The organism is Mesorhizobium sp. CNPSo 4684 (genome assembly GCF_057784315.1).
The window spans coordinates 60,510-82,156 of the sequence record NZ_JBWLUX010000010.1 but is presented as its reverse complement, the minus strand read 5'-3'; the positions used below and the strand labels follow the sequence as shown (position 1 = coordinate 82,156).

Below are 21,647 nucleotides of genomic sequence, written 5' to 3'. Positions count from 1 at the left end.
GAAACCAGCCAGGGAAGCCGCCATGACCGACATCGCTTTTTCGCCCGCCAAGCCCTCCTTCAGCCCGTTGCGCCTGCAGACCCGCTCGCTTGGCTGGCAGGTCGGAGCCGTCGTCCTCGGCACGCTGTTTCTGGCGCTGTCGTCCTACATCGAAGTGCCGATGGTGCCGGTCCCGGTAACCATGCAGACCTTCGCGGTGACGCTGATCGGCGCGCTCTATGGCTGGCGGCTTGGCGCCATGACCATTGCGGCCTGGCTCGTCGAGGGCGCCGTAGGCTTTCCGGTCCTGGCCGGAGGGGCTGCGGGTGCGTCGCATTTCGTCGGACCAACGGGCGGTTATCTCTTCGCCTTCCCGCTTGTCGGCGCGCTCGTCGGCTGGCTGGCCGAGCGCGGCTGGAACGGCAACCGGGTAATGCTTGCTTTCGCCGCCATGGTCCTCGGCAATCTCGCCTGCCTGGTTCTCGGCACGGCCTGGCTCGCCGTCATGATCGGCCTCGAACAGGCCATCACCTTCGGCTTCCTGCCCTTCCTTGTCGGCAGTCTGCTGAAGTCGGCGCTCGGCGCCGCGACACTCAAGCTCTTCTCCGGCAATAAGACCGAACCGGCTGGGAAGGCATCATAAAGACCGATGACCGTCAGACTGCGCTCCCATCATCTGCTTTGCCTGCTGACCTATGTCGGCAACGGGTACAGCGCAGCTTTCATCGCCAATTATGACGCGATCGCGAAACGTCTTGGCCGGGGCGAGGATGTTCTGATCGTCTCCGGCCCAGACGACATCTGCCAGCCGATGCTCGGCGAGGCCGAATCCCACTGTTCGGGGGAAAGCGCCGCCGGCCGGGACGAGTTGGCGGCACGCGATGTTGGCAAACTGCTGGCCCGGCCGATCCAGGCCGGCGCCCGCTTCAGCCTCGACGCGGCAACGCTTGCGAGCCTGCGCGCGGCCTTTTCAACCGGCGTAACGCGTGAGGCCTGCCAGGGCTGCGAGTGGGCCGGCCTGTGCAGCACGATAGCAGAGAGTGGCTATCAGGATACGCGTGTGCAACGTTCAATTTAACCCCGCCTGCCTCAGATTCGAATAAACCCGCTCGCGAAGATCTGCCGGCACCCGTCCGACAATTGCGTCGAACGAGGTCAGTGTAAGCGCGGCGTCCATCAACCGCGCTTCCGCAATCGCCGCTGCCGCTTCCTTGGTTCGACCCAGTGCAACCAGGGAAACGGCCAGCGCCAGCCTCGACCAGGTCTCGCGCGCATGCAGCGCGGTTGCACGCCGCGCAGCCATTTCGGCAGCTGCAAAATCGTTCAGCCAATAGTGACTGAACGATTGCAGCGTCATGAACATTGAGCCCAATGGATCCCTGGGGTTCAGCCGCATTGCCTGATCGACGTATTGCAAAGCCTCGCCAGGTCTGCCCGCCCAGAAATGAAGCTGCGCCATGCCGAAATAGGCTTGCGCGAAACTCGGGCTGAGATCGATCGCTTTCGACAGATGGCGCACGGCCCGTTCCTGGTCGCCGGTGAGCGTCAACAGGCGGCCGAGCACAACATGGCTGAATGCGTCGCTCCCGTCGAACGCGATCGCCGCTTCGGCCTCATGAATTCCAGCTGCCAAAGTCGTTTTGACATCCTCGGCGAAATGCCAGGTTACGGCCGCGAAACAAACATAGGCGAGGCCGGCATGCGGCAGGCCGAAACCTGGTTCCAGCTCCAGCGCGCGTCGAAAATGCGTCTGCGCCTGCGCGTTGTCGCTTCGCGTGAACCGGAAGGCGTGCCACATGCCGCGATGAAACATTTCCCAGACGTCGAGGTTCTCCGGCCGTTTACGCGCCGCCCGTTCCCGTTCAGCAGCCCGCACTTCGGCATCGACATTGGCGATGATGCGCGACACCACTTCGTCCTGCACGTCGAAGACGTCTTCGGCCGCACGATCATAGCGCTCGGCCCACACGCAGCGGTCACCGGAGGTGTCGAGCAGCTGTACCGCAACGCGGAGTTGATTGCCGGCGCGGCGCACGCCACCGGTAAGCACGTAACGGACATCGAGTTCGCTTGCCGCGACTCGCGCCTCGACGGCTCCTTTTCCGTAGTCAAAAGTCGATTGCGGCGCGATGACGAGAAAGTCCTTCTGACGCGACAGCTCGGTGATGATGTCCTGCGACAGGCCGCTTGCCAGGAAGTCTTGCTCGTCACCGCTCTTGCTGGCGAAGGACAGCACCGCAATCGAATGTCCGCGCGGTCGCTCGGTCGGCCATGTCGTCGCAAAAACCGCCCCGTCGCTTGCCTTGGGTGCGGGCGCATCCGCCGTACGGGCGATTTCGTCCGTCGCGGCCACTTCGTCTGAAGCGATTTCACGCGACAGCCTGACAGTTTCCGGCGAAGGTTCGACACCGAGCTCGCGCTTGAGCAGGTCGCGGCAATCCTGAAACTGCGCCAGTGCGCGCGACCGTTCGCCTGCCTTGGCATGGAGCCGCATCAACAGCCTGTGGCTTTCCTCGCGCAGATTGTCGATCGCCAGCAATCGCTGACCTGCTGCTTGGGCCTCGGACAGGTTCCCTGCATCCACCAGCCTGATGGCGATCCGCTCGAGCACCGTCTGGGCGAGATTGCGGCACCGCGTCCGCTCGAATGTCAGCCAATCTGAGAAATCGGCGCTTGCGGTGGGGCGGCTCTCCAGAAACTCGCCATAGCTCCAGACAAACGGGCCGCTGTCTTTCATATCAGCGGGATTGCCGGCAAGGGCTGCAAGCTGGTCGGCATCGACGGCAACTGTCGCCGGGTCGAGAACGACCGAGTCGCGGTCCCCGACAAGCGCTTGCGGCCCGAGTGCGCTGCGCAGCGACGACAGCGCCTTTCTGAGGCTGCCGCGCGCCTGTTCCTCGTTGCGCTCGCCCCAAAACAGCGCGGCAAGCTTGTCGCGCCCGTGAGGGCGCCCGGCGGGCATGGCCAGATAGGCCAGCAGCAATTCGCATTTGCGCGTCGGCAATTCGACCGGCTGTCCGCTCTTGCTGCGCAACTCGAAGCCCCCGAGCAAGCGGAGATCGTGCGGCCCGGCTGCAACGGGTGGCCCGCTCGCGTCAGATGCCGAGCCCTTCGCCTCCACCGGCGTTTCCCCTTTTCGCGGCGATTTCCCGAAGATTTCACGCTCCGCGAACGCTGGCTTCCCGTCCGTCCCCGATATGGCGCCCATCGCGATCACGGTGATCGCCAGCAAGGAATGGAGATTACGATGAGTACGGATATCATGAAATCATATAGCGCCCAAGCTGCCGCGCCGGGCGGTCTTTATCGCTTGGGTGGATGGTTGAGATCGGTGGCGGAAGCGCGTGCCGAATTGCAGACGCGTCGTGCCATCGCGCTGCACGACATTCGCATACTCGACGGCTTCAGTGACCAGCAACTCACCGACATCGGCCTGGGCCGGTCCGACATTGTCGGCGCCGTCACCTCCGGCCATCGGCCAAGGGTCATCACCCCCGTGGAAACCCATCGTGCCGGCAGCGATGACGACCATGAAAAAACAATCCCGTACCAGGATTTCACCCTCGAAATGGTCGTGAATATGTTCGATCGGCCCGCCGTGTCCGGCGATAGCGGCACAACGCACCCTGCAAAGCAGGCATTGGCCGCGCCTGCGGACGGCGTGTCGCCGATACGCTCCATGTTCACGAAACGCCGCTGGCTTACTGGCTTCATGGTGGTGCTCGCCGCAATTGCCGGTGCTGTGGCGATCTCCGCCGATGCCCATGCCGGCCAGAAAATCCAGGGCGCGAATCACAACTTCTCCCACGTGATGAAGCGCCATGAAACAGCGATGGACGGTCCAAAAATCCTGCACGCGGCACCCCGCGGCAAGGTGTCGGTCGAGGCTCGCAATCTGGGCCTCAATCCAAAGAATGCGAAAATCGGCTGCCACGCCTTTGGCTGCAAGGCAAAGAAGCCAATCCTGAACAAGGATACAAAACTTCCATGCAAGGTCATCGGCTGCGTACCCGGGAAGCCTGATGACGGCCATCACGGTCACCATCATGGCCATCACAACCACAATTCCTGGCTGCCCGGTGGCGTGACAATCGTTGCCTCGGACCATGGTGGTTGCAGCTACGAATTCTGGAAATGGACAATGACCGGCTTGCGTTTCTGGCGGTACAGCTACCTGGTCTGTCGCGGCTGGGAATGATCGCGCTCGCCGCACTCGGTTTATCTTGAACCTCCGGCCCGCTGGCTCAGGCCAGCGGGCTTTGGTCGCTGCGTCGAACACCCCGCCGCGATCAGGCTGGGAAGCCGTCTCGAAAGCGCGGCGGCTGTTTTGCCGCAACGTGAAGCACAACAGTCATCGCACTCGTACGTGCAATGCCGGTACGGGGTATCAATTTGTTCGAGAGATGATACACGGTCATTGTGGTTTCGATGCTATCACTGGTTTGATCTGTCGCTGAACTGAGGGGTCAACGCGCATCCTGCCTTGGGGCGAAATTTTCGACCGGGAAGTTCTGGATAAATTACCGTTTCTAACGATCAATTATCGAACGTGGGACATCGCAATGAAGAAAACCTATTCGAAGCCGACGCTTTGCAGGCGTGGTAAACTCTCGGCGGTAACAGCCGGCAACTCGAATTCTGGGCCGGCCCCCACCTGAGGCCGACATACGGCCTTTGCGAGTGCTGTTCCGCCAAGGGCACCGAACCGGCTAGCTGCGACATCCGGAACCATCCGCTATTACATCGCGGGATGGCTTATTATCGCATGACCCGATTGTGATTCGGCCTGGATTGCAGCTTGACCCCAAAAAGGCCATGCTTTGTCCGGAAAACATCGAGTCTATGGCGGTCCCGCCTGTGTGCGGGTCGCGTCTGGCTGAAAGGGATACGATGCAGCAAGGACGTGCGCGCTGGCTCGCGGGGCTGGCAATTGTGGCAGGCATGGCGATTTCTCCGCTGCCCGCCTACGCCAAGGAATCGACCGACCCGGTCAAGATCACATCCTTCTCGGGCGCCTATCTCGCCGCCCGCATTGCCGAAGGCGACAACGACCTCGACAATGCCATCGCCTATTACAAGCAGGCACTGGCTTTCAATCCCGGCGACACCTCGCTGCAGCAGAGCCTGATGCTGTCGCTGATCGCGCAGGGGCGGTTCGAGGAATCGCTTGTCTATGCCGACAAGCTCAAGGAAGTTCCCGATGTCGAGCGCTTCTCGCGGCTGGCGCTGGCGGTCGATTCCTTCCACAAGAAGGATTTCACCAAGGCGCAGTACTGGCTCAAGCTGTCGCTCGAATCCGATCTCGACCGGCTGATTTCCGGCGTCATGTCCGGCTGGGCACAAGAGGGTGCCGGCGATGCCACCGAGGCGATGGCCTCCATCGACAAGCTGCAGGGGCCTGACTGGTTCGGTCTGTTCAAGTCCTTCCACCGCGCGCTGATCGCCGATGCCTCAGGCATGTCGGACAAGGCCGATGCGCTCTATGACGCGACCCTGACCGACACCACGGCCGGCGGTGCTGCGCCCGAGACATGGATGCGCAACGCCCAGGCCTATGCGTCTTTCCTGGCCCGCAAGGGCGACAAGAACAAGGCGCTCTACGTGCTGGACAAGGCCGAGGCGTTCGCGCCGGGCAAGCTGGACATCCAGGCGCTTCGCGACAGGATCAGCAAGGGCGACAAGATCGAGCCCTTCGTCTCCAGCCCGTCGGAAGGCGCCTCCGAAATCCTGCTTGACCTCGCCATCGCGCTCAATCGCGGCGGCGGCGAGCCGTTCGTGCGCCTCTATCTGCAATATGCGCTGGCGCTGAAGCCCGACAGCGACGCCGCTTTGGTACAGCTTGCCGCCGTTGCGGAGCAGCTGAAGGACGGCGAAGGCGCCATTGCGCTCTACCGCCGTATTCCGGCCTCCTCGCCGCTGAAGGAGCTTTCCGACCTGCAGCTCGGCCTCAACCTTGCCGACCTTGACCGTCACGATGAGGCGATCGCCCATCTGAAGGCCTTCGTCGACGCCCACCCCGACGACATGCGCGCCTATCTGGCACTGGGCGGGGTCTATGCCTCGAAGGAGGATTTCCGCTCCGCCGCCACCCTCTACGACAAGGCGGTTGAGGTGCTGAAGACGCCGACCAATGCCAACTGGAACATCTACTACCAGCGCGGCATCGCCTATGAGCGGCTGAAGGAATGGCCAAAGGCCGAACCGAATTTCCGCAAGGCGCTGGAACTGTTCCCCGACCAGCCGCAGGTGTTGAACTATCTCGGCTATTCCTGGGTCGACATGAACATGAACCTCAAGGAAGGCCTGGCGATGATCCAGAAGGCCGTCGACCTCAGGCCGAGCGATGGCTACATCGTCGATTCGCTGGGCTGGGCCTATTTCCGCATGGGCCGGTTCGACGACGCCGTGCGCGAAATGGAGCGCGCCGTATCGCTGAAGCCGGAAGATCCGGTGCTCAACGACCATCTCGGCGATGCCTACTGGCGCGTCGGCCGCAAGCTGGAAGCCACCTTCCAGTGGAACCAGGCGCGCGACCTGAAGCCGGATCCCGATGTGCTTGCCACCTTGCAGCAGAAGCTGATGAAAGGGCTGCCGCCGATCGAATCCAACACCGCGCAGGAAACCCCGAAGGTCAAGCCGGTCGTGCCCGCGCCGAAAGGGTGAGACGACCATACATCTGATGAAACGGGGCTCGCTGGGCCCCGTTCTTATTTTCAGAACATTTTTCGATAGACGACAAACCCCGAAAGCTCCCCGATCTTGTCGTAAAGCTTCATCGCCGTGTGATTGGTCTCGTGCGTCAGCCAGTAGACGCGGCCCGAGCCTGCGGCTTGCGCCCGCTCGTACACGCCTTCGATCAGTGCCCGGCCAACGCCTTTGCCGCGCGACGCTTCGGTGGTGAAAAGGTCCTGCAGATAGCAGTTCGGCGAAATCGCCGTGGTGGTGCGGTGGTAGAGATAGTGCACAAGGCCGAGAAGCTTGCCCTCGCTCTCGGCCACCAGCGCATGCATTGGCTCATAGGCATCGAAGAAGCGCGACCAGGTCATTGCGGTGATGTCGCCGGGCAGGGCGGTTTCTCCCGAGCGGCCATAAAAAGCGTTGTATCCGTCCCACAGCGGCAGCCATGCTCGTAATCCTGCCGCGTGACGGGGCGTACGGTGAGCTGGCCTTGCATGGCTGAACCTTTGTCGTTGGAGCTCAGGCGAGCAGACGGCCGCAAGCGCCATCCGGCAATGGGCCAGCGAGAAGCAAAGCGTTCAACCTCTCGGTCAAGGCGGCGCAAGGCGCTGCCTTGACGCTTGCCGGCCCGGCAACCGGATCGGGCCGACGTTCGGTTGAATCGTCGACCTGATCCAGTTGCTTTTTAGAGCATGATCTTTTCCGAAAACCGGTTTCCACTTTTCGGGATCATGCTTTAAGGGAATGTCTTCTTTTTCGCGCTTTGCGAGGCCGCCGTGACTATCGACCATATGCATCCCAGCCGCTCGTTCCAGGGGCTGATCCTGACCCTGCACAATTACTGGGCCGCCTATGGTTGCGTCATCCTGCAGCCCTACGACATGGAGGTCGGCGCCGGCACCTTCCATCCGGCAACCACGCTGCGCGCGCTCGGACCCCGCGGGTGGAACGCGGCCTATGTCCAGCCCTCGCGCCGGCCCAAGGACGGCCGCTATGGTGAAAACCCCAACCGGCTGCAGCATTATTACCAGTATCAGGTGATCCTGAAGCCCAACCCGCCGAATCTGCAGGAGCTCTATCTCGGCTCGCTCGAGGCGATCGGCGTCGATCCGCTGCTGCACGACATCCGCTTCGTCGAGGACGACTGGGCAAGCCCGACGCTGGGCGCCTGGGGACTTGGCTGGGAGTGCTGGTGCGACGGCATGGAAGTGTCGCAATTCACCTATTTCCAGCAGGTCTGCGGCATCGAATGCGCGCCGGTGGCCGGAGAACTGACCTACGGCCTGGAGCGGCTGGCCATGTATGTGCAGGGCGTCGACAATGTCTACGACCTCAATTTCAACGGTCGCGAAGGTGCTGAAAAAGTCACCTACGGCGAGGTCTTCCTGCAGGCCGAACAGGAATATTCCAGGCACAATTTCGAATATGCCAACACCGCCATGCTGCTCCGGCATTTCGAGGACGCCGAAGCCGAATGCAAGGCGCTGCTGGCGGCCGGCGCCCCGGCCTCGAACGACAATCTGCCGATGCACCGCATGGTCTTCCCGGCCTACGACCAGTGCATCAAAGCCAGCCATGTCTTCAACCTGCTCGATGCGCGCGGCGTGATTTCGGTGACCGAGCGACAGAGTTACATCCTGCGCGTACGCAATCTGGCGAAAGCCTGCGGCGAGGCGTTTTTGTTGACTCAAGCCGGCGGACTGGCGGCCTAGCTCAAGGCTGCGATTTGGATGGTGGCGGCGCTCGGCTTTGCGCCTTGAGCGCTTGCGCTATCGATCGTCCGCATGGCCTGTCGCACGCCCGGCATCGAGAAGGCGCCATGGGCCTGCGCGGCGAAACAGGCGCTGAGCGCGATGATCTGGAGAAGTCTCGATGCCGTTTTCATGGTCGTTCAGCCAATAGGTCCCTGCCTGAGCGTTGGTCGCTTCAGCGCTGCGTTTGGTTCATGGAAATCTTTGATCCAAGGACGGGCGGGGTCGGCTCGTCCCGACAGGGCGCTGAGAATTTCTGGAAATTGACGGTGCTTACGCCGATTGGGCGATTATGGGGTAGAGGGTGACAGCGGCCAGCCGAGTTGCTATGCCCCGCCGACCATTGTCGTGCGAGCTCCATCCATGCCTGACTTGCTCTTAGAACTTCGCTCCGAGGAAATACCGGCCCGCATGCAGCGCAAGGCGGCGGGCGATCTCAGGAAGATGCTAACCGACGGTCTGGTCGAGGCGGGTCTGACCTATGACGCCGCGCGCGAATACTGGACGCCGCGGCGGCTCACGCTCGACATCAGGGGCCTGACCGCGCGCTCGAAGGACATTCACGAGGAGATCAAGGGGCCGTCGACGACGGCGCCGGAACAGGCGGTGCAGGGCTTTTTGCGCAAGGCAGGCCTTGCCTCGGTTGCTGAGGCGCATGTCCACTCCGACCCGAAGAAGGGCGATTTCTACGTCGCCCATATTTCGAAGCCGGGCAGGGCGGCGGAAGCGATCATCGCCGAACTGGTGCCGGCCATCATCCGCAGCTTCCCGTGGCCGACATCGATGCGCTGGGGGCCGGCTTCGGCCAAGCCCGGCTCGCTGCGCTGGGTGCGGCCGCTGCAGACGATCCTGTGCACTTTCGGCCCCGAGACCGAGGAGCCGGTGGTGGTCGATTTCGAGATCGACGGCATCCGTTCCGGCAATGTCACCTATGGCCACCGCTTCATGGCGCCGGGTGAAATCACCGTGCGCCGCTTCGACGATTACGTGACCAAGCTGGAAGCGGCCAAGGTCGTGCTCGATGGCGACCGCCGCAAGGAGATCATCCTGGCGGACGCCCGCAACCTTGCCTTTGCCAACGGGCTCGATCTGGTCGAGGACGAAGGGCTGCTGGAAGAAGTGTCGGGCCTTGTCGAATGGCCGGTGGTGCTGATGGGCGAATTCGAGCAGGCCTTTCTCGCCATTCCGCCTGAAGTTGTCCGGCTGACCATCCGCGCCAACCAGAAATGCTTTGTCACCCGCCCGCAAGGCGATGGCGAAAACCTCTCCAACCGCTTCATTCTCACCGCCAACATCGAGGCCAAGGATGGCGGCAAGGAGATCGCGCATGGCAATGGCAAGGTGGTGCGCGCGCGCCTGTCGGACGCGCTCTATTTCTGGAAGACCGACCAGGGCGACCTGCCGGATCTGGAGCAACTCGAGGCATCGGCGAAAAAGTTCGGGCTCGATCTGAAAAAGCCGCTCGACCAGCGCATGGCCCGCCTCGACCATCTCAATGTGACTTTCCACGCCAAGCTCGGCACGCAAGGCGAGCGTGTGGAGCGGATCAAGCGGCTGGCGCAAGAGATCGCGCCAACAGTGGCGCAGTCGATCTCCCCCCTTGAGGGGGAGATGGCCGGCAGGCCAGAGGGGGTCGCCTCGGCTGGCGCGACGCGGTCTGGCCTCGCGAAGAAAGAGGGAGTCAGCGCTTCACGCGAGACAACCCCCTCTGTCGGCTTCGCCGACATCTCCCCCTCGAGGGGGGAGATTACCGCGCTCGCCGGGCGCGCTGCTGTGCTGGCCAAGGCTGATCTCACCACCGAAGCAGTGGGCGAGTTTCCGGAACTGCAAGGCGCGATGGGCCGCAAATATGCATTGCTGCAGGGCGAGCATCCTTCGGTCGCATCCGCCATTGAGGAGCACTACAAGCCGCAAGGTCCGTCCGATCGCGTGCCGACCGATCCGGTGTCGATTGCCGTCGCGCTGGCCGACAAGCTCGACACGCTGGTCGGCTTCTGGGCGATCGATGAAAAGCCGACAGGGTCGAAGGATCCTTATGCGCTGCGGAGAGCGGCTTTGGGTGTGGTGAGGATGCTGGTCGAGAACGGCATCCGTCTGGCCCTGTCGTCCATTTTCGATCGCGCTGCCGCCAATTTCAAGGACAGCGGTGCAGGCCAGTCGACCGATCTCCTCGCTTTCTTCCACGACCGCCTGAAAGTCTACCTGCGCGATCAGGGCGCCCGCCACGATCTTATCGACGCGGTCATCACGCCGCAGTCGGACGACCTCTTGCAGATCGTGCGCCGGGTCGAAGCGCTCGGCTCCTTCCTCGACACCGAGGACGGCAAGAACCTGCTCGCCGGCACCAAGCGCGCGGCCAACATTCTGGCCGCCGAGGAGAAGAAGAAAACGGCCATCGCCGAGACTGTTGAGCCGGCGCTGTTTCGTGAAGACGCCGAGAAGTCGCTGTTTGCGGCGGTGAATCAGGCTGAGAAGCAAGCCGGCGAAGCGATTCAAAACGAAGATTTTTCCGCCGCCATGCTGGCGCTTAGCGTGTTGCGTGAACCGGTTGATTCATTCTTTGAACGCGTTCTCGTGAATGATGAGGACCAGGCCGTGCGCGCCAACCGGCTGGCGCTGCTCGCCCGCATCCGCGCGGCGACCGACCAGGTGGCGGATTTCTCCCGAATAGCTGGCTAAAGGCGCGGGAATAACGCCAAAAATTTTCTCCGCCGCCGGCCGTTCGAGCCGGCTTACAGTCATATGGCGATGATCTCTCCGTGGCAAAAAGGACATGTTCCCAACCCCCACGGAGGCTTCCATGAATTCCGCTCACGACATCGAAGTGACAGAAGAAACCTCGGCCCCCGCCGAGGCGCTTGAATCCGCTTCCGAAAAGATTCTCGACCATGCCGCCGCCGCGGCGGTCGAGGCCGCCGACCTGTCGGATGACGAGGAAGGCGATGACGAAGACAGCGACGAATCGGACGATGAAGAAGGTGACGAAACCACCGCTTCCTCCGACGACGATGAGGACGAGGAAGACGACGAAGACGACGAGAGCGTGAAGGCCGAAGCCGGCGGCGCTGAAGAGACCGAAGAATCCGACGACGAGGACGAAGACAAAGAAGCGTCCGAAGACGAGTCGGATGACGACAAGGAAGAGGCGGCCTGAGCTTTCAGGCGACTGACATCAAACGAGAAGGGCGGCGTTCACACGCCGCCCTTCCTGTTTTCAGGCCTGCCGGAAACTGACTCCGTCAGTCCTCCAAAATGCTGACATGCACGCTGTCTGAATAGACGTCGACCTGGATCAGCGGCTCGCCGTTGACGATAGCGCGCCGTGTCGAGGAACTCATGGCGCCGCCGCGCTTCAGCAGGCGCTCCAGATACGCGCGGTCTTCATTGCTCCCGAACCAGTCGTCGCCCTGGTCGTCGGCGTCGCGGCGGTGGAATTTGTGCCAGTTGGCGCGGTCCTGCCGCACCATCTGCGCCGCGCTGCTCAGCTCGTAGCCGTCGCTGGCATGGTGGTCGCGATCGGAAATACGCGCGACATAGGACCCCAGCATGTCGTCACCGGCCTGCGCGCTGCCGACGCCCAGAAATGACGCCAGCAACAGGCCGGCCACGGTCAATGATTTCGCCTTGTTCATGATACCCCCTTGCTCGCTTGAAACCCGGCGCGCTCGTGCCAAAACCGATTGGCGAAATTGGGGCCGCCGCCGCCAGGCCGATCGTGCGCCGGGGCGTCGATCGGCGTCAAGCGGACTGGCCGACTGTTTCGGCCGAATGGCTTACTCGGCTTTGCCGACGCCCTGGATCGGCTGCTGCGGCGTTGCCGCCGGCTGTGGCGCCGCCGGCTGCGACTCGGGCTTGCCGTTCGACGCCGTCGCCGTCCCGGCGGGTGCGGTCCCTGCCGCAGGCTTCGTATCCGCTGTGGGTGCCGCGGTGGCGGTTGCCTTGGCCGGTGCCGGCGCGGCGAACGCGCCGCCGACGATGCCGCCGCGAATGATCATCGGGGCCTGGCCATGCCTGGGCTTTTCGGGAATCGCCGCGACCTTTTCATAGGTGACGTCGGATTGGGCATCGCCGAGCGCGACGATCGATGGCGACGAGGCGATCTTCATCGGTTCGGGTGTACCGACCTTGATGACCGATGGCGTGGATTTCGAGACGCCGAGAAAGACGATCGACGAGGCCTGCGCCCCACCGGTCATCGCCGCCAGGGTGAAACCAAGCGCTCCAAGCACACGCATCGACATCGAAACCATCCCCTTGCCCAACAAGCCGCCAGCCTTGACTCAGAAACCCTTACCCCCAGTGGATTGATGCCGGCTTGCAGGGAAACATAACATTTTAGGCATTGATAATTCGCCAACGCCGGCTTGCCCGAAAATCACTGCCGTATTAGGTCCGGCGCCTGTGAGGTGATGCAAGTGGCTGAGATACTACCCGTCGGCGAAGCGATGGAACGGGCGCTGGCGCTGCTCGAGGGCGGCGACGTCGTCGCCATCCCGACGGAGACCGTCTACGGGCTGGCCGGCGACGCCACCAATGGCATTAGCGTCGCTCGCATCTTCGAAGCCAAGGGCCGGCCGCGCTTCAACCCACTGATTGCCCATGTCGCCGATCTGGCGATGGCCGAGCGCATTGCGATCTTCGATCCGATGTCGAAACGCCTGGCCGAGATGTTCTGGCCGGGGCCGCTGACGCTGGTGTTGCCGCAGCAAGCCGGTAACGGCATCCATCCGCTGGTCACCGCCGGGCTGGATACGATCGCGCTGCGCATGCCCAGGGGGTTCGGCGGCGACCTGATCGCAAGACTCGGCCGGCCGCTGGCCGCGCCCAGCGCGAACTCTTCGGGCAAGATCAGCGCCACCACGGCGCAAGCCGTAGCGGCCGATCTCGGTGCGAAAATCCGGCTGGTGGTCGATGGCGGCGCCACTCCGGTCGGGCTGGAATCGACCATCGTCAAGGTCGAAGGCGATACAGTGCGGCTGCTGAGGCCGGGCGGCATTGCCGCCGCCGACATCGAGGCGGCCGTCGGCACCAAGTTGTTGCGCGGCGCCATATCAGGCATCGAGGCGCCAGGCATGCTGGCGTCGCACTATGCGCCGGGCGCATCGGTGCGGCTCAATGCGCAAAGCGTGGCCGAAGGCGAGGCCTTGCTGGCCTTTGGCGGTGACCGCGCCGAGGGCTGGCAAGCGGCCGTCGCCTTGCGCAACCTGTCCGCGTCAGGCGACCTGCGCGAAGCCGCAAGCAATCTCTTCGCGCATCTGCAGGAGCTCGACCGCAGTGGTGCGGCGACGATCGCCGTCGAGCCGATCCCGGTCGATGGGCTGGGCGAGGCGATCAACGATCGGCTGTTTCGTGCCGCTGCCCCACGTGACAAGGTCGCCCCGTGACAAGCTTGAATGAGCGCCATAGTTTCTGCCCATGAACGACGCACCCTTCGATCTCGACCCCGCCCTCATCGACCGCTTCGCCGCAATCGTCGGCGACAAATATGCGCTCCGCGACCAGGCCGATATCGCGCCCTACCTTACCGAGCGGCGCGGGCTGTGGCACGGCAGGACCGGGCTGGTGCTGCGGCCCGGCAGCGTCGACGAGGTGAGCCAGATCATGCGGCTGGCGAGCGAGACGGGAACGCCCGTCGTGCCGCAGAGCGGCAACACCGGGCTGGTCGGCGCCCAGGTGCCGGACGCGTCCGGCCGCGAGATCGTGCTGTCGCTGTCGAGGCTGAACCGCATCCGCGAGATCGACGTGTTCTCCAACACGGTGACCGTCGAGGCCGGCGTCATCCTGCAGACGCTGCAAGAAGCGGCCGACGCCGCCGATCGTCTGTTTCCGCTGTCGCTTGCCGCGCAAGGGTCCTGCCAGATCGGCGGCAATCTCTCGTCCAATGCCGGCGGCACCGGGGTGCTTGCCTATGGCAATGCGCGCGAACTTTGCCTCGGCATTGAAGTGGTGCTGCCGACCGGCGAGGTGTTCGACGATCTGCGCAAATTGAAGAAGGACAACACCGGCTACGATCTGAAGAACCTGTTCGTCGGCGCCGAAGGCACTCTCGGCATCATCACCGCGGCGGTGCTGAAACTGTTTCCCAAGCCGAAAGGCCGCGAGGTGGCTTTTGCCGGCCTGTCGTCGCCGGAGGCGGCGCTTTCATTGTTCAGCCTGGCCATGGACCGGGCAGGGGCCGCGCTGACCGCCTTCGAACTGATCGGCCAGCGCCCTTATGATTTCACGCTGCGCCACGCGCAGGGCGTCACCCGGCCGCTGGCCGAGGACTGGCCCTGGTATGTGCTGATGCAGGTCTCATCGGGCCGCTCGGCCGAGGACGCCAGGGGGCTGATCGAGGAGGTGCTGTCGGAAGGCCTCGAGCAAGGCATCGCCGGTGATGCGGTGATCGCTGCAAGCCTGGCGCAGGGCGACGCCTTCTGGAATTTTCGCGAGGTGCTGCCGGATTCGCAAAAGCCCGAAGGGGCTTCGATCAAGCATGACATTTCGGTACCGGTGGCTTCCATACCGGCGTTCATCGCCAAGGCTGCCGGCGCTGTCGCCTCGGTCAGCCCGCAGGCGCGCGTCGTCTGCTTCGGCCACATGGGCGACGGCAATCTCCACTACAACATCTCCCGGCCGGAGGGAGGTGACGACGAAGCGTTTCTCGGCCTCTATCACGCCATGAACCATGCCGTGCACGATGTCGTGCGTTCCTTCCACGGCTCGATCTCGGCCGAGCACGGCATCGGCCAGTTGAAGCGTGATGAGCTGATCGCCACCGCACCGCCAATGGCGATCGAACTGATGCGCCGGGTGAAGAAAGCCTTCGACCCGGCCGGGATCATGAATCCAGGTAAGGTTATCTGATCCTTTCAGCATCTTGTGGCTGGTCTCATTCCGATAACCATCCCCTGAGATCAGCAAAATTTAACCGACTTTCTTAAGCGCAGCGGTAAGAAGCCGGCGCTACTGTTTCGCATAACGAGGCCGGGAAAACTGGCCCGGTGGGATCCGTGAAAACGGGCTCTCAGGAGAAACACAGGAAGGCAGTAGATGAACAGTGTACTGAAGCCCGTCTGGGCCGGGCGCAACATGCGTCTTGACCCATTCCGCCTGCCGCAAGTGGTGAGTTATGCCACGCGCGACGACTATGGCGACGTTACCTTCACCATCGACCAACGAGGCGCCGTCATTCGCCGCACGCTCGAGATGAGCGGCGTGCCGGCGATCATCGCACTGCCCGCCAATGCGTTTCGCGGCGTCGCCGCCCGCGCGATGGAGGATCCGGAAGGCAATGTCACGGTAACCCTGGAACTCCTGCACAACGACCCGATGCTGTCGGTGCCGCTGCTGGTGGCCGACGATCTCGACGACGTCGCCGCCGACTGGCGCGCCTGGGCCGATGCCTACCGGCTGCAGATGCTGCTGATCGAATCCGACGGCATTGCCCGCACACTCGAAGAATCGCTCGGCGCCGCCATCAAGGCGCTGCCGGCCAAGGATCGCCGCAAGGGCCGGGTCTCGACCACGCGCCGTCCGCGCTTCCTCGCCCGCCGCAGGGCCGGCGATCTCGGGCTGAGGCTGGTGATTGATGGCGAAGAGATCATTTCGAGAGAGTAGGCTGACGCCCCTTCCTTCCCCCCTTGTGGGGGAAGGTGGATTGCCGCGAAGCGGCAAGACGGATGAGGGGTGTTCCAGGGAACGCCAACGTCTCACTCCGTCCAGCACCCCTCAACCGTCTCGGCGCTGCGCGCCGATCCACCTTCTCCCACAGGGGGAGAAGGAAAAAAGGTGCTAAACCAGCGGCTTCAGCGCCACCCACAACGATCCGCCGATCAGGCCCAGGAAGATCAGCCAGCCGACCTGGTTGTTCGATTTGAACAGCCGCAGGCACTGGTCGGGATCGTTGATATCCAGAACCGCAATCTGCCGCGCCATATGCGCGCCGGCGGCGATCAGCCCGGCCAGCGCCACCACCGGCGCCTGCGCCGCGGCAAAGGCGATGGCGAAGCAGACCAGCGTGCCGCCATAAAGCCCGACCAGCCAGGTCTTGGTGTTGTCGCCGAACAGCCGCGCCGTCGAGCGTACGCCGACAATGGCGTCGTCTTCCTTGTCCTGGTGCGCGTAGATCGTGTCGTAGCCGATCACCCAGAGGATCGAGCCGATATAGAGCATGATGGCCGGGCCATCGAGATCGCCGAACTCGACCGCCCAGCCCATCAGTGCGCCCCAGGAGAAGGCCAGCCCAAGCACGAATTGCGGCCAGTTGGTGAAGCGCTTCATGAAAGGATAGATGGCGACGATCACCAGCGAGAGGATGCCGAGCGGAATGGCGAAGTCGTTGAACTGCAACAGCACGACGAGGCCCAGCAACGCCTGGATGACCAGGAACGCCCAGGCCTGGCGGCGCGTCACCTTGCCGGCCGGCAGCGGCCGCGAGCGCGTGCGCTCGACCTTGTTGTCGATGTCCTGGTCGACAATGTCGTTATAGGTGCAGCCGGCGCCACGCATGGCGACGGCGCCGACAAAGAACAGGAACAGGGACCACGGCGACGGCAGCAGCGTCAGCAGCGGGTCGGTGGGGTGCGGATAGGCGCTGGCCGCAAGCGCTGCCGACCACCAGCAGGGCCACAGCAGCAATTGCCAGCCGATCGGCCGGTCCCAGCGGGCAAGCTGCGCATAGGGCCACAGCCAGCGCGGCAATATCTTGTAGACCCAATGGCCGCTCGGCGCGTCGGCGACGCGGCCCTGGGCGGCTTTCGACTGGATGGTTTCCATCGTGCTGGAGTGGCAGCAGCAGCGAGCGCCGTCAAGCGGCCGCATTGTCGCTCAGGCGGTGAAAACATCGTGGCTGGCAAACCATTCCTTCGCCACCTCGATGAAGGCCAGTGCCGCCTTCGGCAGCCTTTGCCTTGTGTCATGGGTGAGGATGATGCGCTGCATCGGCAGCGGATCCGACAGCGGCTTGCAGACCAGCGGCCGGCCGTCATAACTCCTGTCGCCATATGGCCTTGTGTAGCTCACTGCGACGCCGAAGCCGTTGGCCACCATGCTGCGCTGCAGTTCGAACGAACTCGTCGTCGACTGCGAGACCGGCGACAGGCCGAGGCTGAGGAACAGGTCCAGCATATGCTGCCAGCTGTGCGGCTGGTCGGTGGTAACAAGTGGATGGGCCGCCAGTTCGGCGAGGCTGACGCTGGCCTGGCTGGCCAGCGCGTGGCCTTGCGGCAAAAGCGCATGCGGCCGCAGCTCATGCAGCAGGATGCGGGCGAAGTGCGAGGGCAGGCCGAGATCGTAGGTCAGGCCGAGATCGATGGCGGAATCGCCGAGCCGCCGGCCCAGCGTCTCGAAGGTCTCGTCGCGCACGATGACAGCGACCGCCGGGCAGCGTTGCGAAAACGCGCGGATCAGCGCCGGCGCGAAATAGGGCGCCAAATCCTCGAAACAGCCGAGCACCAGCTCGCCGCCGACATCGGCGTCACGCGTCCCCAGCCCAACCAGTTCGTCCGCCTCGGCCAGAACCTGCTTTGCCTTGGTCACTGCGCTGCGGCCGAACGAGGTCAGCGCGATGCCGCTGCCGCGCTGGCGCACGAACAGTTTCTGGCCGAGCGTCGCTTCGACATTGTCGATCGCCACCGAAATAGAAGGCTGTGAGACGTTCAGCATGCGAGCGGCAGCGGTGACGCTGCCGTGGCGGGCGACGGCAACGAGATAGCGCAGCTGAGTGAGAGTTAGGTTCATAGGCCAGAACTATAAGTGAGATGAGAAGTTATTATTTTACGCGATGTGCGGCGGCTGCGATAGTTGGTCATCCAAACAGGGGAGACATGAGATGGCCGCCAGATACATCGATGCCGCAGCAATTGCCGATTACCAGCGCGACGGCGCTGTCTGCGTCCGCGGTGTCTTCAAAGACTGGGTCGGCACCATTGCCGCCGGCATCGAGCGCAACATGCAGAACCGCAGCGCCGCGGCGTCTGACATCGCCAACGGCAAGGGCAGCTTCTTCGACGATTATTGCAACTGGGAGCGCATCCCCGAATTCGTCGATGTGGTGCGCAATTCGCCGGCTGCGGAACTGGCGGCGGCGGCGATGCAGTCGCGCAGCGCCCAGTTCTTCCATGACCATGTGCTGGTCAAGGAGCCCGGCACGCAGAAGCCGACGCCCTGGCACCAGGACATCCCGTATTACTTCGTCGACGGCAGCCAGACCGTCAGCTTCTGGATCCCGATCGACCCGGTCAAGGAAGCGACGCTGCGGCTGATCGCCGGCTCGCACAAATGGGAAAAGATGGTTCTGCCGGTGCGCTGGCTGAACGATGACAATTTCTACGCCGGCGAGGGCGACTATCTGCCGGTGCCCGACCCCGACAAGGACCCGTCGCTGAAGGTGCTGGAGTGGGAGATGGAGCCGGGCGACGCCATATTGTTCGACTTCCGCACCGCGCATGGCGCGCGCGGCAATCCGACCACGGCACGGCGCCGGGCGCTGTCGCTGCGCTGGGTCGGCGATGACGCGCGCTATGTCGAGCGCCCCGGCCGCACCTCGCCGCCCTATCCCGGCCATGACATGAAGCCCGGCCAGAAACTGCGTGAGGATTGGTTCCCCGTCATCTACCAGAGCTGATCCGGCCGGAAACGTTGTGCCTCCGCGCGACGTTCCCGTGCGCAACCGGCATCGCGCAAGGTAAAACTCTTGACCCGCTGCGCTTGGCGCAATAGCGCAGTCCCTGTCGTGAAATGACAAGGGACATCGGCATGCGCGTTTTGTTGATCGGCTCCGGCGGCCGCGAACATGCCTTGGCCTGGAAGCTCGCGGCCTCGCCGCTGTTGACCAAGCTCTATGCCTTGCCGGGCAATCCGGGCATTGCCCGCGAGGCCGAACTGGTCAAGCTCGACATCGCCGATCATGCCGCTGTCGCTGCCTTCTGCAACAACAACGCGATCGACCTCGTCGTCGTCGGGCCGGAAGGGCCGCTGGTCGCCGGCATTGCCGATGATCTGCGCGATCAGGGCATCCGCGTCTTCGGCCCGTCGAAGCGGGCCGCAAGGCTCGAAGGCTCGAAAGGCTTCACCAAGGACCTCTGCGCGAAATACGATATCCCGACCGCCGCCTATGGCCGCTTCACCGATCTGACCGCAGCCAAGGCCTATGTCGAAAAGGTCGGTGCGCCGATCGTCATCAAGGCCGATGGGCTCGCCGCCGGCAAGGGCGTCACCATCGCCATGACGCTGGACGAGGCCCGCGCCGCGCTCGATGCCTGTTTTGACGGCGCCTTTGGCGATGCCGGCGCCGAAGTGGTGGTCGAGGAATTCATGACCGGCGAAGAAGCGAGTTTCTTCTGCCTGTGCGATGGCACCACAGCATTGCCCTTCGGCACCGCGCAGGACCACAAGCGCGTCGGCGACGGCGACATCGGCCCCAACACCGGCGGGATGGGCGCCTATTCGCCGGCGCCGGTGATGACGCCTGAGATGGTCGAGCGCACCATGCGCGAGATCGTCGGGCCGACCATGCGGGGCATGGCCGAGCTTGGTGCGCCGTTTGCCGGCATTCTCTTCGCCGGGCTGATGATCACCGACAAAGGGCCGAAGCTGATCGAATACAACACCCGCTTCGGCGATCCCGAATGCCAGGTGCTGATGATGCGGCTGAAGGACGACCTTTTGGTGCTGCTCAACGCCGCCGTCGACGGCCAGCTTGCACACAGCTCGGTGCGCTGGCGCGACGAGGCGGCGCTGACCGTGGTGATGGCGGCGCGGGGTTATCCAGGCACGCCGGAGAAAGGTTCGGTCATCCGTGGCCTCGACGAAGCCGCCGGCGATGGCGTCCAGATTTTCCATGCTGGCACCGCCATCAATGGCGGCGCGCTGGTCGCCAATGGCGGCCGCGTGCTCAACATCACCGCGTCAGGCAAGACGGTCGGCGAAGCGCAAAGCCGCGCCTACGCCGCGCTCGACCGCATCGACTGGCCGCAAGGCTTTTGCCGCCGCGACATAGGCTGGCAGGCAGTGGCGCGCGAGAAGGCCGGGGCTAGCTAAGCAATTCCAGGAAAAGTGTGAAGCGGTTTTCCCGGGAAAAGCGCATAGCGCGCTTTCCCTGAGGAATTGCGTAAAACAAAGACCTCAGCGCTCGCGAACGAGTTCGGTCGAGGCGGTGCTGACCGGGTCGGCAGCCTGGGAGAAGGCGGCCTCGAGCAGGGTCTCCGCGCGATACGCGGTGCGCTTCCAGGCGACATACTCGGCAATGCCGAAGCGCGCGCGTCGCGGCACCGTCTTGACCACCGGCATGCGGAAGGCGGCGCGGAATGTCTGCCAGCGCGCGCCCAGCACCGCCACCATCTCCTCGACAGTCGGCGGCGTCGCCACATCGGCATAGGTGATGGTGACTTTGCCGGCCAGCCCCGCCGCGCGCGAAACCGGCACCGGGATCGAGGCGAGATAGTCCGGCGGCACGTTGATCAGGCCGCCGAACGGCCATTGCTGGCGCAGCGTGGCTGCATCCATCGGCGCGACGTTGACATCGATGTCGTTGGGCGTGCCGGCGACCCGGTACGGGCAGCGCAGGCGGCCGCAATTGGCCTGCGCCGAAAACTGCCACAGCGCATAGCTTTGCCAGTTGCCCATCGGAAAATGCACGTCGATGTCGGGCTTGTAGCGCGCATACCAGAGCGGCAGCCGCGACAGCAGACGGTACTGATAGCGGTTGTCGGCGATGAACTGGGCGGTCTTGCCATTGGCGTAGAGTATCGGGAAACGGCCGATACGCCGATGCACCTGGCGCACGAATTCCTCGGCATCCTCCAGCGACATCCACTGTGTCGGATCATTGCCTTCGAGGTCGAGGGCCAAGAGATCGTCCGGCGTCGGTTCGGCGAAATCGATGAAATTGTTCGCCTGCTCGACCGGATTGCCGGGGCGGGCAAGATGATAGGCGCCCCATTTCAGGCCGAGCGCCTTGGCCACCACCTTGCGCGTCTGGAACAGCTCGCGCGTCACCGCATAGCGTTTCCACAGTGTCTTGCAGAGTTTGACCGTAGTTTCGTCGCCATAGCAGAAATAGGGCGGCGGCAGCCCGTCGGAGGCCTTGTTGATGAAGCCGACGATGCGCTTGTCGGTGGCAAGCTCACCCCAGTCGATGGAATTATATTCATAGGCGTCGATGACGAGCGCGCGGTCGCCGTCCCGCCAGGGCTCGGAAAAGTCCGAGGCTTTTGCCGCCGATCCCAGCGCCATCATCGCCGCGAGAGCGATCGCTGA

The 21,647-nt window shown here is 63.6% G+C and carries 18 protein-coding genes and 1 pseudogene; 12 read left to right on the top strand and 7 right to left on the bottom strand.

Going from position 1 to position 21,647, the window contains the following annotated elements; all coding sequences use genetic code 11:
• The first annotated feature begins 22 nt into the window (after positions 1 to 22).
• Together AC04SG_RS11255 and AC04SG_RS11250 are read left to right on the top strand one after the other, a co-directional pair.
• A complete protein-coding gene (locus AC04SG_RS11255; protein WP_488551073.1) occupies positions 23 to 622 on the top strand; it encodes a biotin transporter BioY in 600 nt (199 codons plus the stop codon).
• A 6-nt stretch (positions 623 to 628) separates the two neighbouring features.
• Positions 629 to 1,057 carry a DUF1284 domain-containing protein gene (locus tag AC04SG_RS11250; protein WP_488551072.1) on the top strand — a complete coding sequence of 143 codons (429 nt, stop codon included), beginning with the start codon at positions 629 to 631 and terminating at the stop codon, positions 1,055 to 1,057.
• On the opposite strand, the gene AC04SG_RS11245 is transcribed toward AC04SG_RS11250, so the two are convergent.
• Positions 1,049 to 3,031, bottom strand: a complete 1,983-nt coding sequence (locus tag AC04SG_RS11245) for a BTAD domain-containing putative transcriptional regulator (protein WP_488551071.1) — start codon at positions 3,029 to 3,031, stop codon at positions 1,049 to 1,051. The two genes, AC04SG_RS11250 and AC04SG_RS11245, sit on opposite strands and share 9 nt — an antisense overlap.
• A 195-nt stretch (positions 3,032 to 3,226) precedes the next feature.
• On the opposite strand from AC04SG_RS11245, the gene AC04SG_RS11240 reads away from it, so the two are divergent.
• Together AC04SG_RS11240 and AC04SG_RS11235 are read left to right on the top strand one after the other, a co-directional pair.
• Positions 3,227 to 4,177: a DUF1127 domain-containing protein gene (locus AC04SG_RS11240; RefSeq protein WP_488551070.1), complete on the top strand. Its 951-nt coding sequence runs from the start codon at positions 3,227 to 3,229 to the stop codon at positions 4,175 to 4,177.
• A gap of 692 nt (positions 4,178 to 4,869) precedes the next feature.
• On the top strand, positions 4,870 to 6,642 hold the full coding sequence (locus tag AC04SG_RS11235; RefSeq protein ID WP_488551069.1) for a tetratricopeptide repeat protein: 1,773 nt from the start codon (positions 4,870 to 4,872) through the stop codon (positions 6,640 to 6,642).
• Positions 6,643 to 6,692: 50 nt separating this feature from the next.
• Here the strand turns inward: AC04SG_RS11235 and AC04SG_RS11230 are convergent.
• Positions 6,693 to 7,153: pseudogene (locus tag AC04SG_RS11230) on the bottom strand (GNAT family N-acetyltransferase).
• 295 nt (positions 7,154 to 7,448) lie between these two features.
• Between AC04SG_RS11230 and AC04SG_RS11225 the strand changes: the two are divergent.
• The 3 genes from AC04SG_RS11225 (at position 7,449) to AC04SG_RS11215 (ending at position 11,562) form a co-directional block, all read left to right on the top strand.
• Complete coding sequence (locus tag AC04SG_RS11225) at positions 7,449 to 8,369, top strand: glycine--tRNA ligase subunit alpha (protein WP_192256837.1); 921 nt, start codon at positions 7,449 to 7,451, stop codon at positions 8,367 to 8,369.
• A 402-nt stretch (positions 8,370 to 8,771) separates the two neighbouring features.
• Positions 8,772 to 11,087 (top strand): glycine--tRNA ligase subunit beta, encoded by a 2,316-nt coding sequence (gene glyS / locus AC04SG_RS11220; protein WP_488551068.1) that lies wholly within the window; start codon positions 8,772 to 8,774, stop codon positions 11,085 to 11,087.
• Positions 11,088 to 11,208: 121 nt separating this feature from the next.
• Positions 11,209 to 11,562: an ATPase (modular protein) gene (locus tag AC04SG_RS11215; protein WP_488551067.1), complete on the top strand. Its 354-nt coding sequence runs from the start codon at positions 11,209 to 11,211 to the stop codon at positions 11,560 to 11,562.
• An 85-nt stretch (positions 11,563 to 11,647) separates the two neighbouring features.
• Here AC04SG_RS11215 and AC04SG_RS11210 read toward each other — a convergent pair whose 3' ends face one another.
• On the bottom strand, positions 11,648 to 12,040 hold the full coding sequence (locus AC04SG_RS11210; protein WP_488551066.1) for a hypothetical protein: 393 nt from the start codon (positions 12,038 to 12,040) through the stop codon (positions 11,648 to 11,650).
• Positions 12,041 to 12,181: 141 nt separating this feature from the next.
• Positions 12,182 to 12,649, bottom strand: coding sequence for a hypothetical protein (locus AC04SG_RS11205; protein ID WP_488551065.1), 468 nt, complete (start codon positions 12,647 to 12,649; stop codon positions 12,182 to 12,184).
• A 174-nt stretch (positions 12,650 to 12,823) separates the two neighbouring features.
• On the opposite strand from AC04SG_RS11205, the gene AC04SG_RS11200 reads away from it, so the two are divergent.
• The 3 genes from AC04SG_RS11200 (at position 12,824) to AC04SG_RS11190 (ending at position 16,007) form a co-directional block, all read left to right on the top strand.
• Positions 12,824 to 13,792 (top strand): L-threonylcarbamoyladenylate synthase, encoded by a 969-nt coding sequence (locus AC04SG_RS11200; RefSeq protein WP_488551064.1) that lies wholly within the window; start codon positions 12,824 to 12,826, stop codon positions 13,790 to 13,792.
• 31 nt (positions 13,793 to 13,823) lie between these two features.
• Positions 13,824 to 15,254, top strand: coding sequence for an FAD-binding oxidoreductase (locus tag AC04SG_RS11195; RefSeq protein ID WP_488551063.1), 1,431 nt, complete (start codon positions 13,824 to 13,826; stop codon positions 15,252 to 15,254).
• A gap of 186 nt (positions 15,255 to 15,440) precedes the next feature.
• Positions 15,441 to 16,007, top strand: coding sequence for a DUF6101 family protein (locus AC04SG_RS11190; protein WP_192256257.1), 567 nt, complete (start codon positions 15,441 to 15,443; stop codon positions 16,005 to 16,007).
• A gap of 174 nt (positions 16,008 to 16,181) precedes the next feature.
• Here AC04SG_RS11190 and ubiA read toward each other — a convergent pair whose 3' ends face one another.
• A complete protein-coding gene (gene ubiA / locus AC04SG_RS11185) occupies positions 16,182 to 17,165 on the bottom strand; it encodes a 4-hydroxybenzoate octaprenyltransferase (protein ID WP_488551152.1) in 984 nt (327 codons plus the stop codon).
• A 51-nt stretch (positions 17,166 to 17,216) separates the two neighbouring features.
• Positions 17,217 to 18,128: a LysR family transcriptional regulator gene (locus AC04SG_RS11180; protein ID WP_488551062.1), complete on the bottom strand. Its 912-nt coding sequence runs from the start codon at positions 18,126 to 18,128 to the stop codon at positions 17,217 to 17,219.
• Between the two features lie 91 nt (positions 18,129 to 18,219).
• Between AC04SG_RS11180 and AC04SG_RS11175 the strand changes: the two genes are divergently transcribed.
• Positions 18,220 to 19,014 (top strand): phytanoyl-CoA dioxygenase family protein, encoded by a 795-nt coding sequence (locus tag AC04SG_RS11175; protein WP_488551061.1) that lies wholly within the window; start codon positions 18,220 to 18,222, stop codon positions 19,012 to 19,014.
• Positions 19,015 to 19,145: 131 nt separating this feature from the next.
• Positions 19,146 to 20,429, top strand: a complete 1,284-nt coding sequence (gene purD / locus AC04SG_RS11170; RefSeq protein ID WP_488551060.1) for a phosphoribosylamine--glycine ligase — start codon at positions 19,146 to 19,148, stop codon at positions 20,427 to 20,429.
• An 84-nt stretch (positions 20,430 to 20,513) separates the two neighbouring features.
• On the opposite strand, the gene AC04SG_RS11165 is transcribed toward purD, so the two are convergent.
• The gene (locus AC04SG_RS11165; protein WP_488551151.1) at positions 20,514 to 21,626 is read right to left on the bottom strand and encodes a glycoside hydrolase family 25 protein; all 1,113 of its coding nucleotides are present in this window, start codon (positions 21,624 to 21,626) and stop codon (positions 20,514 to 20,516) included.
• Positions 21,627 to 21,647 lie beyond the last annotated feature (21 nt).

Coding starts and splice junctions, on each gene's coding strand:
- ubiA (WP_488551152.1), bottom strand. CDS start 17,165: ATGGAAACCATCCAGTCGAAAGCCGCCCAGGGCCGCGTCGCCGACGCG.
- AC04SG_RS11165 (WP_488551151.1), bottom strand. CDS start 21,626: ATGATGGCGCTGGGATCGGCGGCAAAAGCCTCGGACTTTTCCGAGCCC.
- AC04SG_RS11180 (WP_488551062.1), bottom strand. CDS start 18,128: ATGAACCTAACTCTCACTCAGCTGCGCTATCTCGTTGCCGTCGCCCGC.
- glyS (WP_488551068.1), top strand. CDS start 8,772: ATGCCTGACTTGCTCTTAGAACTTCGCTCCGAGGAAATACCGGCCCGC.
- purD (WP_488551060.1), top strand. CDS start 19,146: ATGCGCGTTTTGTTGATCGGCTCCGGCGGCCGCGAACATGCCTTGGCC.
- AC04SG_RS11215 (WP_488551067.1), top strand. CDS start 11,209: ATGAATTCCGCTCACGACATCGAAGTGACAGAAGAAACCTCGGCCCCC.
- AC04SG_RS11195 (WP_488551063.1), top strand. CDS start 13,824: ATGAACGACGCACCCTTCGATCTCGACCCCGCCCTCATCGACCGCTTC.
- AC04SG_RS11175 (WP_488551061.1), top strand. CDS start 18,220: ATGGCCGCCAGATACATCGATGCCGCAGCAATTGCCGATTACCAGCGC.
- AC04SG_RS11225 (WP_192256837.1), top strand. CDS start 7,449: ATGCATCCCAGCCGCTCGTTCCAGGGGCTGATCCTGACCCTGCACAAT.
- AC04SG_RS11190 (WP_192256257.1), top strand. CDS start 15,441: ATGAACAGTGTACTGAAGCCCGTCTGGGCCGGGCGCAACATGCGTCTT.
- AC04SG_RS11235 (WP_488551069.1), top strand. CDS start 4,870: ATGCAGCAAGGACGTGCGCGCTGGCTCGCGGGGCTGGCAATTGTGGCA.
- AC04SG_RS11255 (WP_488551073.1), top strand. CDS start 23: ATGACCGACATCGCTTTTTCGCCCGCCAAGCCCTCCTTCAGCCCGTTG.
- AC04SG_RS11205 (WP_488551065.1), bottom strand. CDS start 12,649: ATGTCGATGCGTGTGCTTGGAGCGCTTGGTTTCACCCTGGCGGCGATG.
- AC04SG_RS11250 (WP_488551072.1), top strand. CDS start 629: ATGACCGTCAGACTGCGCTCCCATCATCTGCTTTGCCTGCTGACCTAT.
- AC04SG_RS11240 (WP_488551070.1), top strand. CDS start 3,227: ATGAGTACGGATATCATGAAATCATATAGCGCCCAAGCTGCCGCGCCG.
- AC04SG_RS11210 (WP_488551066.1), bottom strand. CDS start 12,040: ATGAACAAGGCGAAATCATTGACCGTGGCCGGCCTGTTGCTGGCGTCA.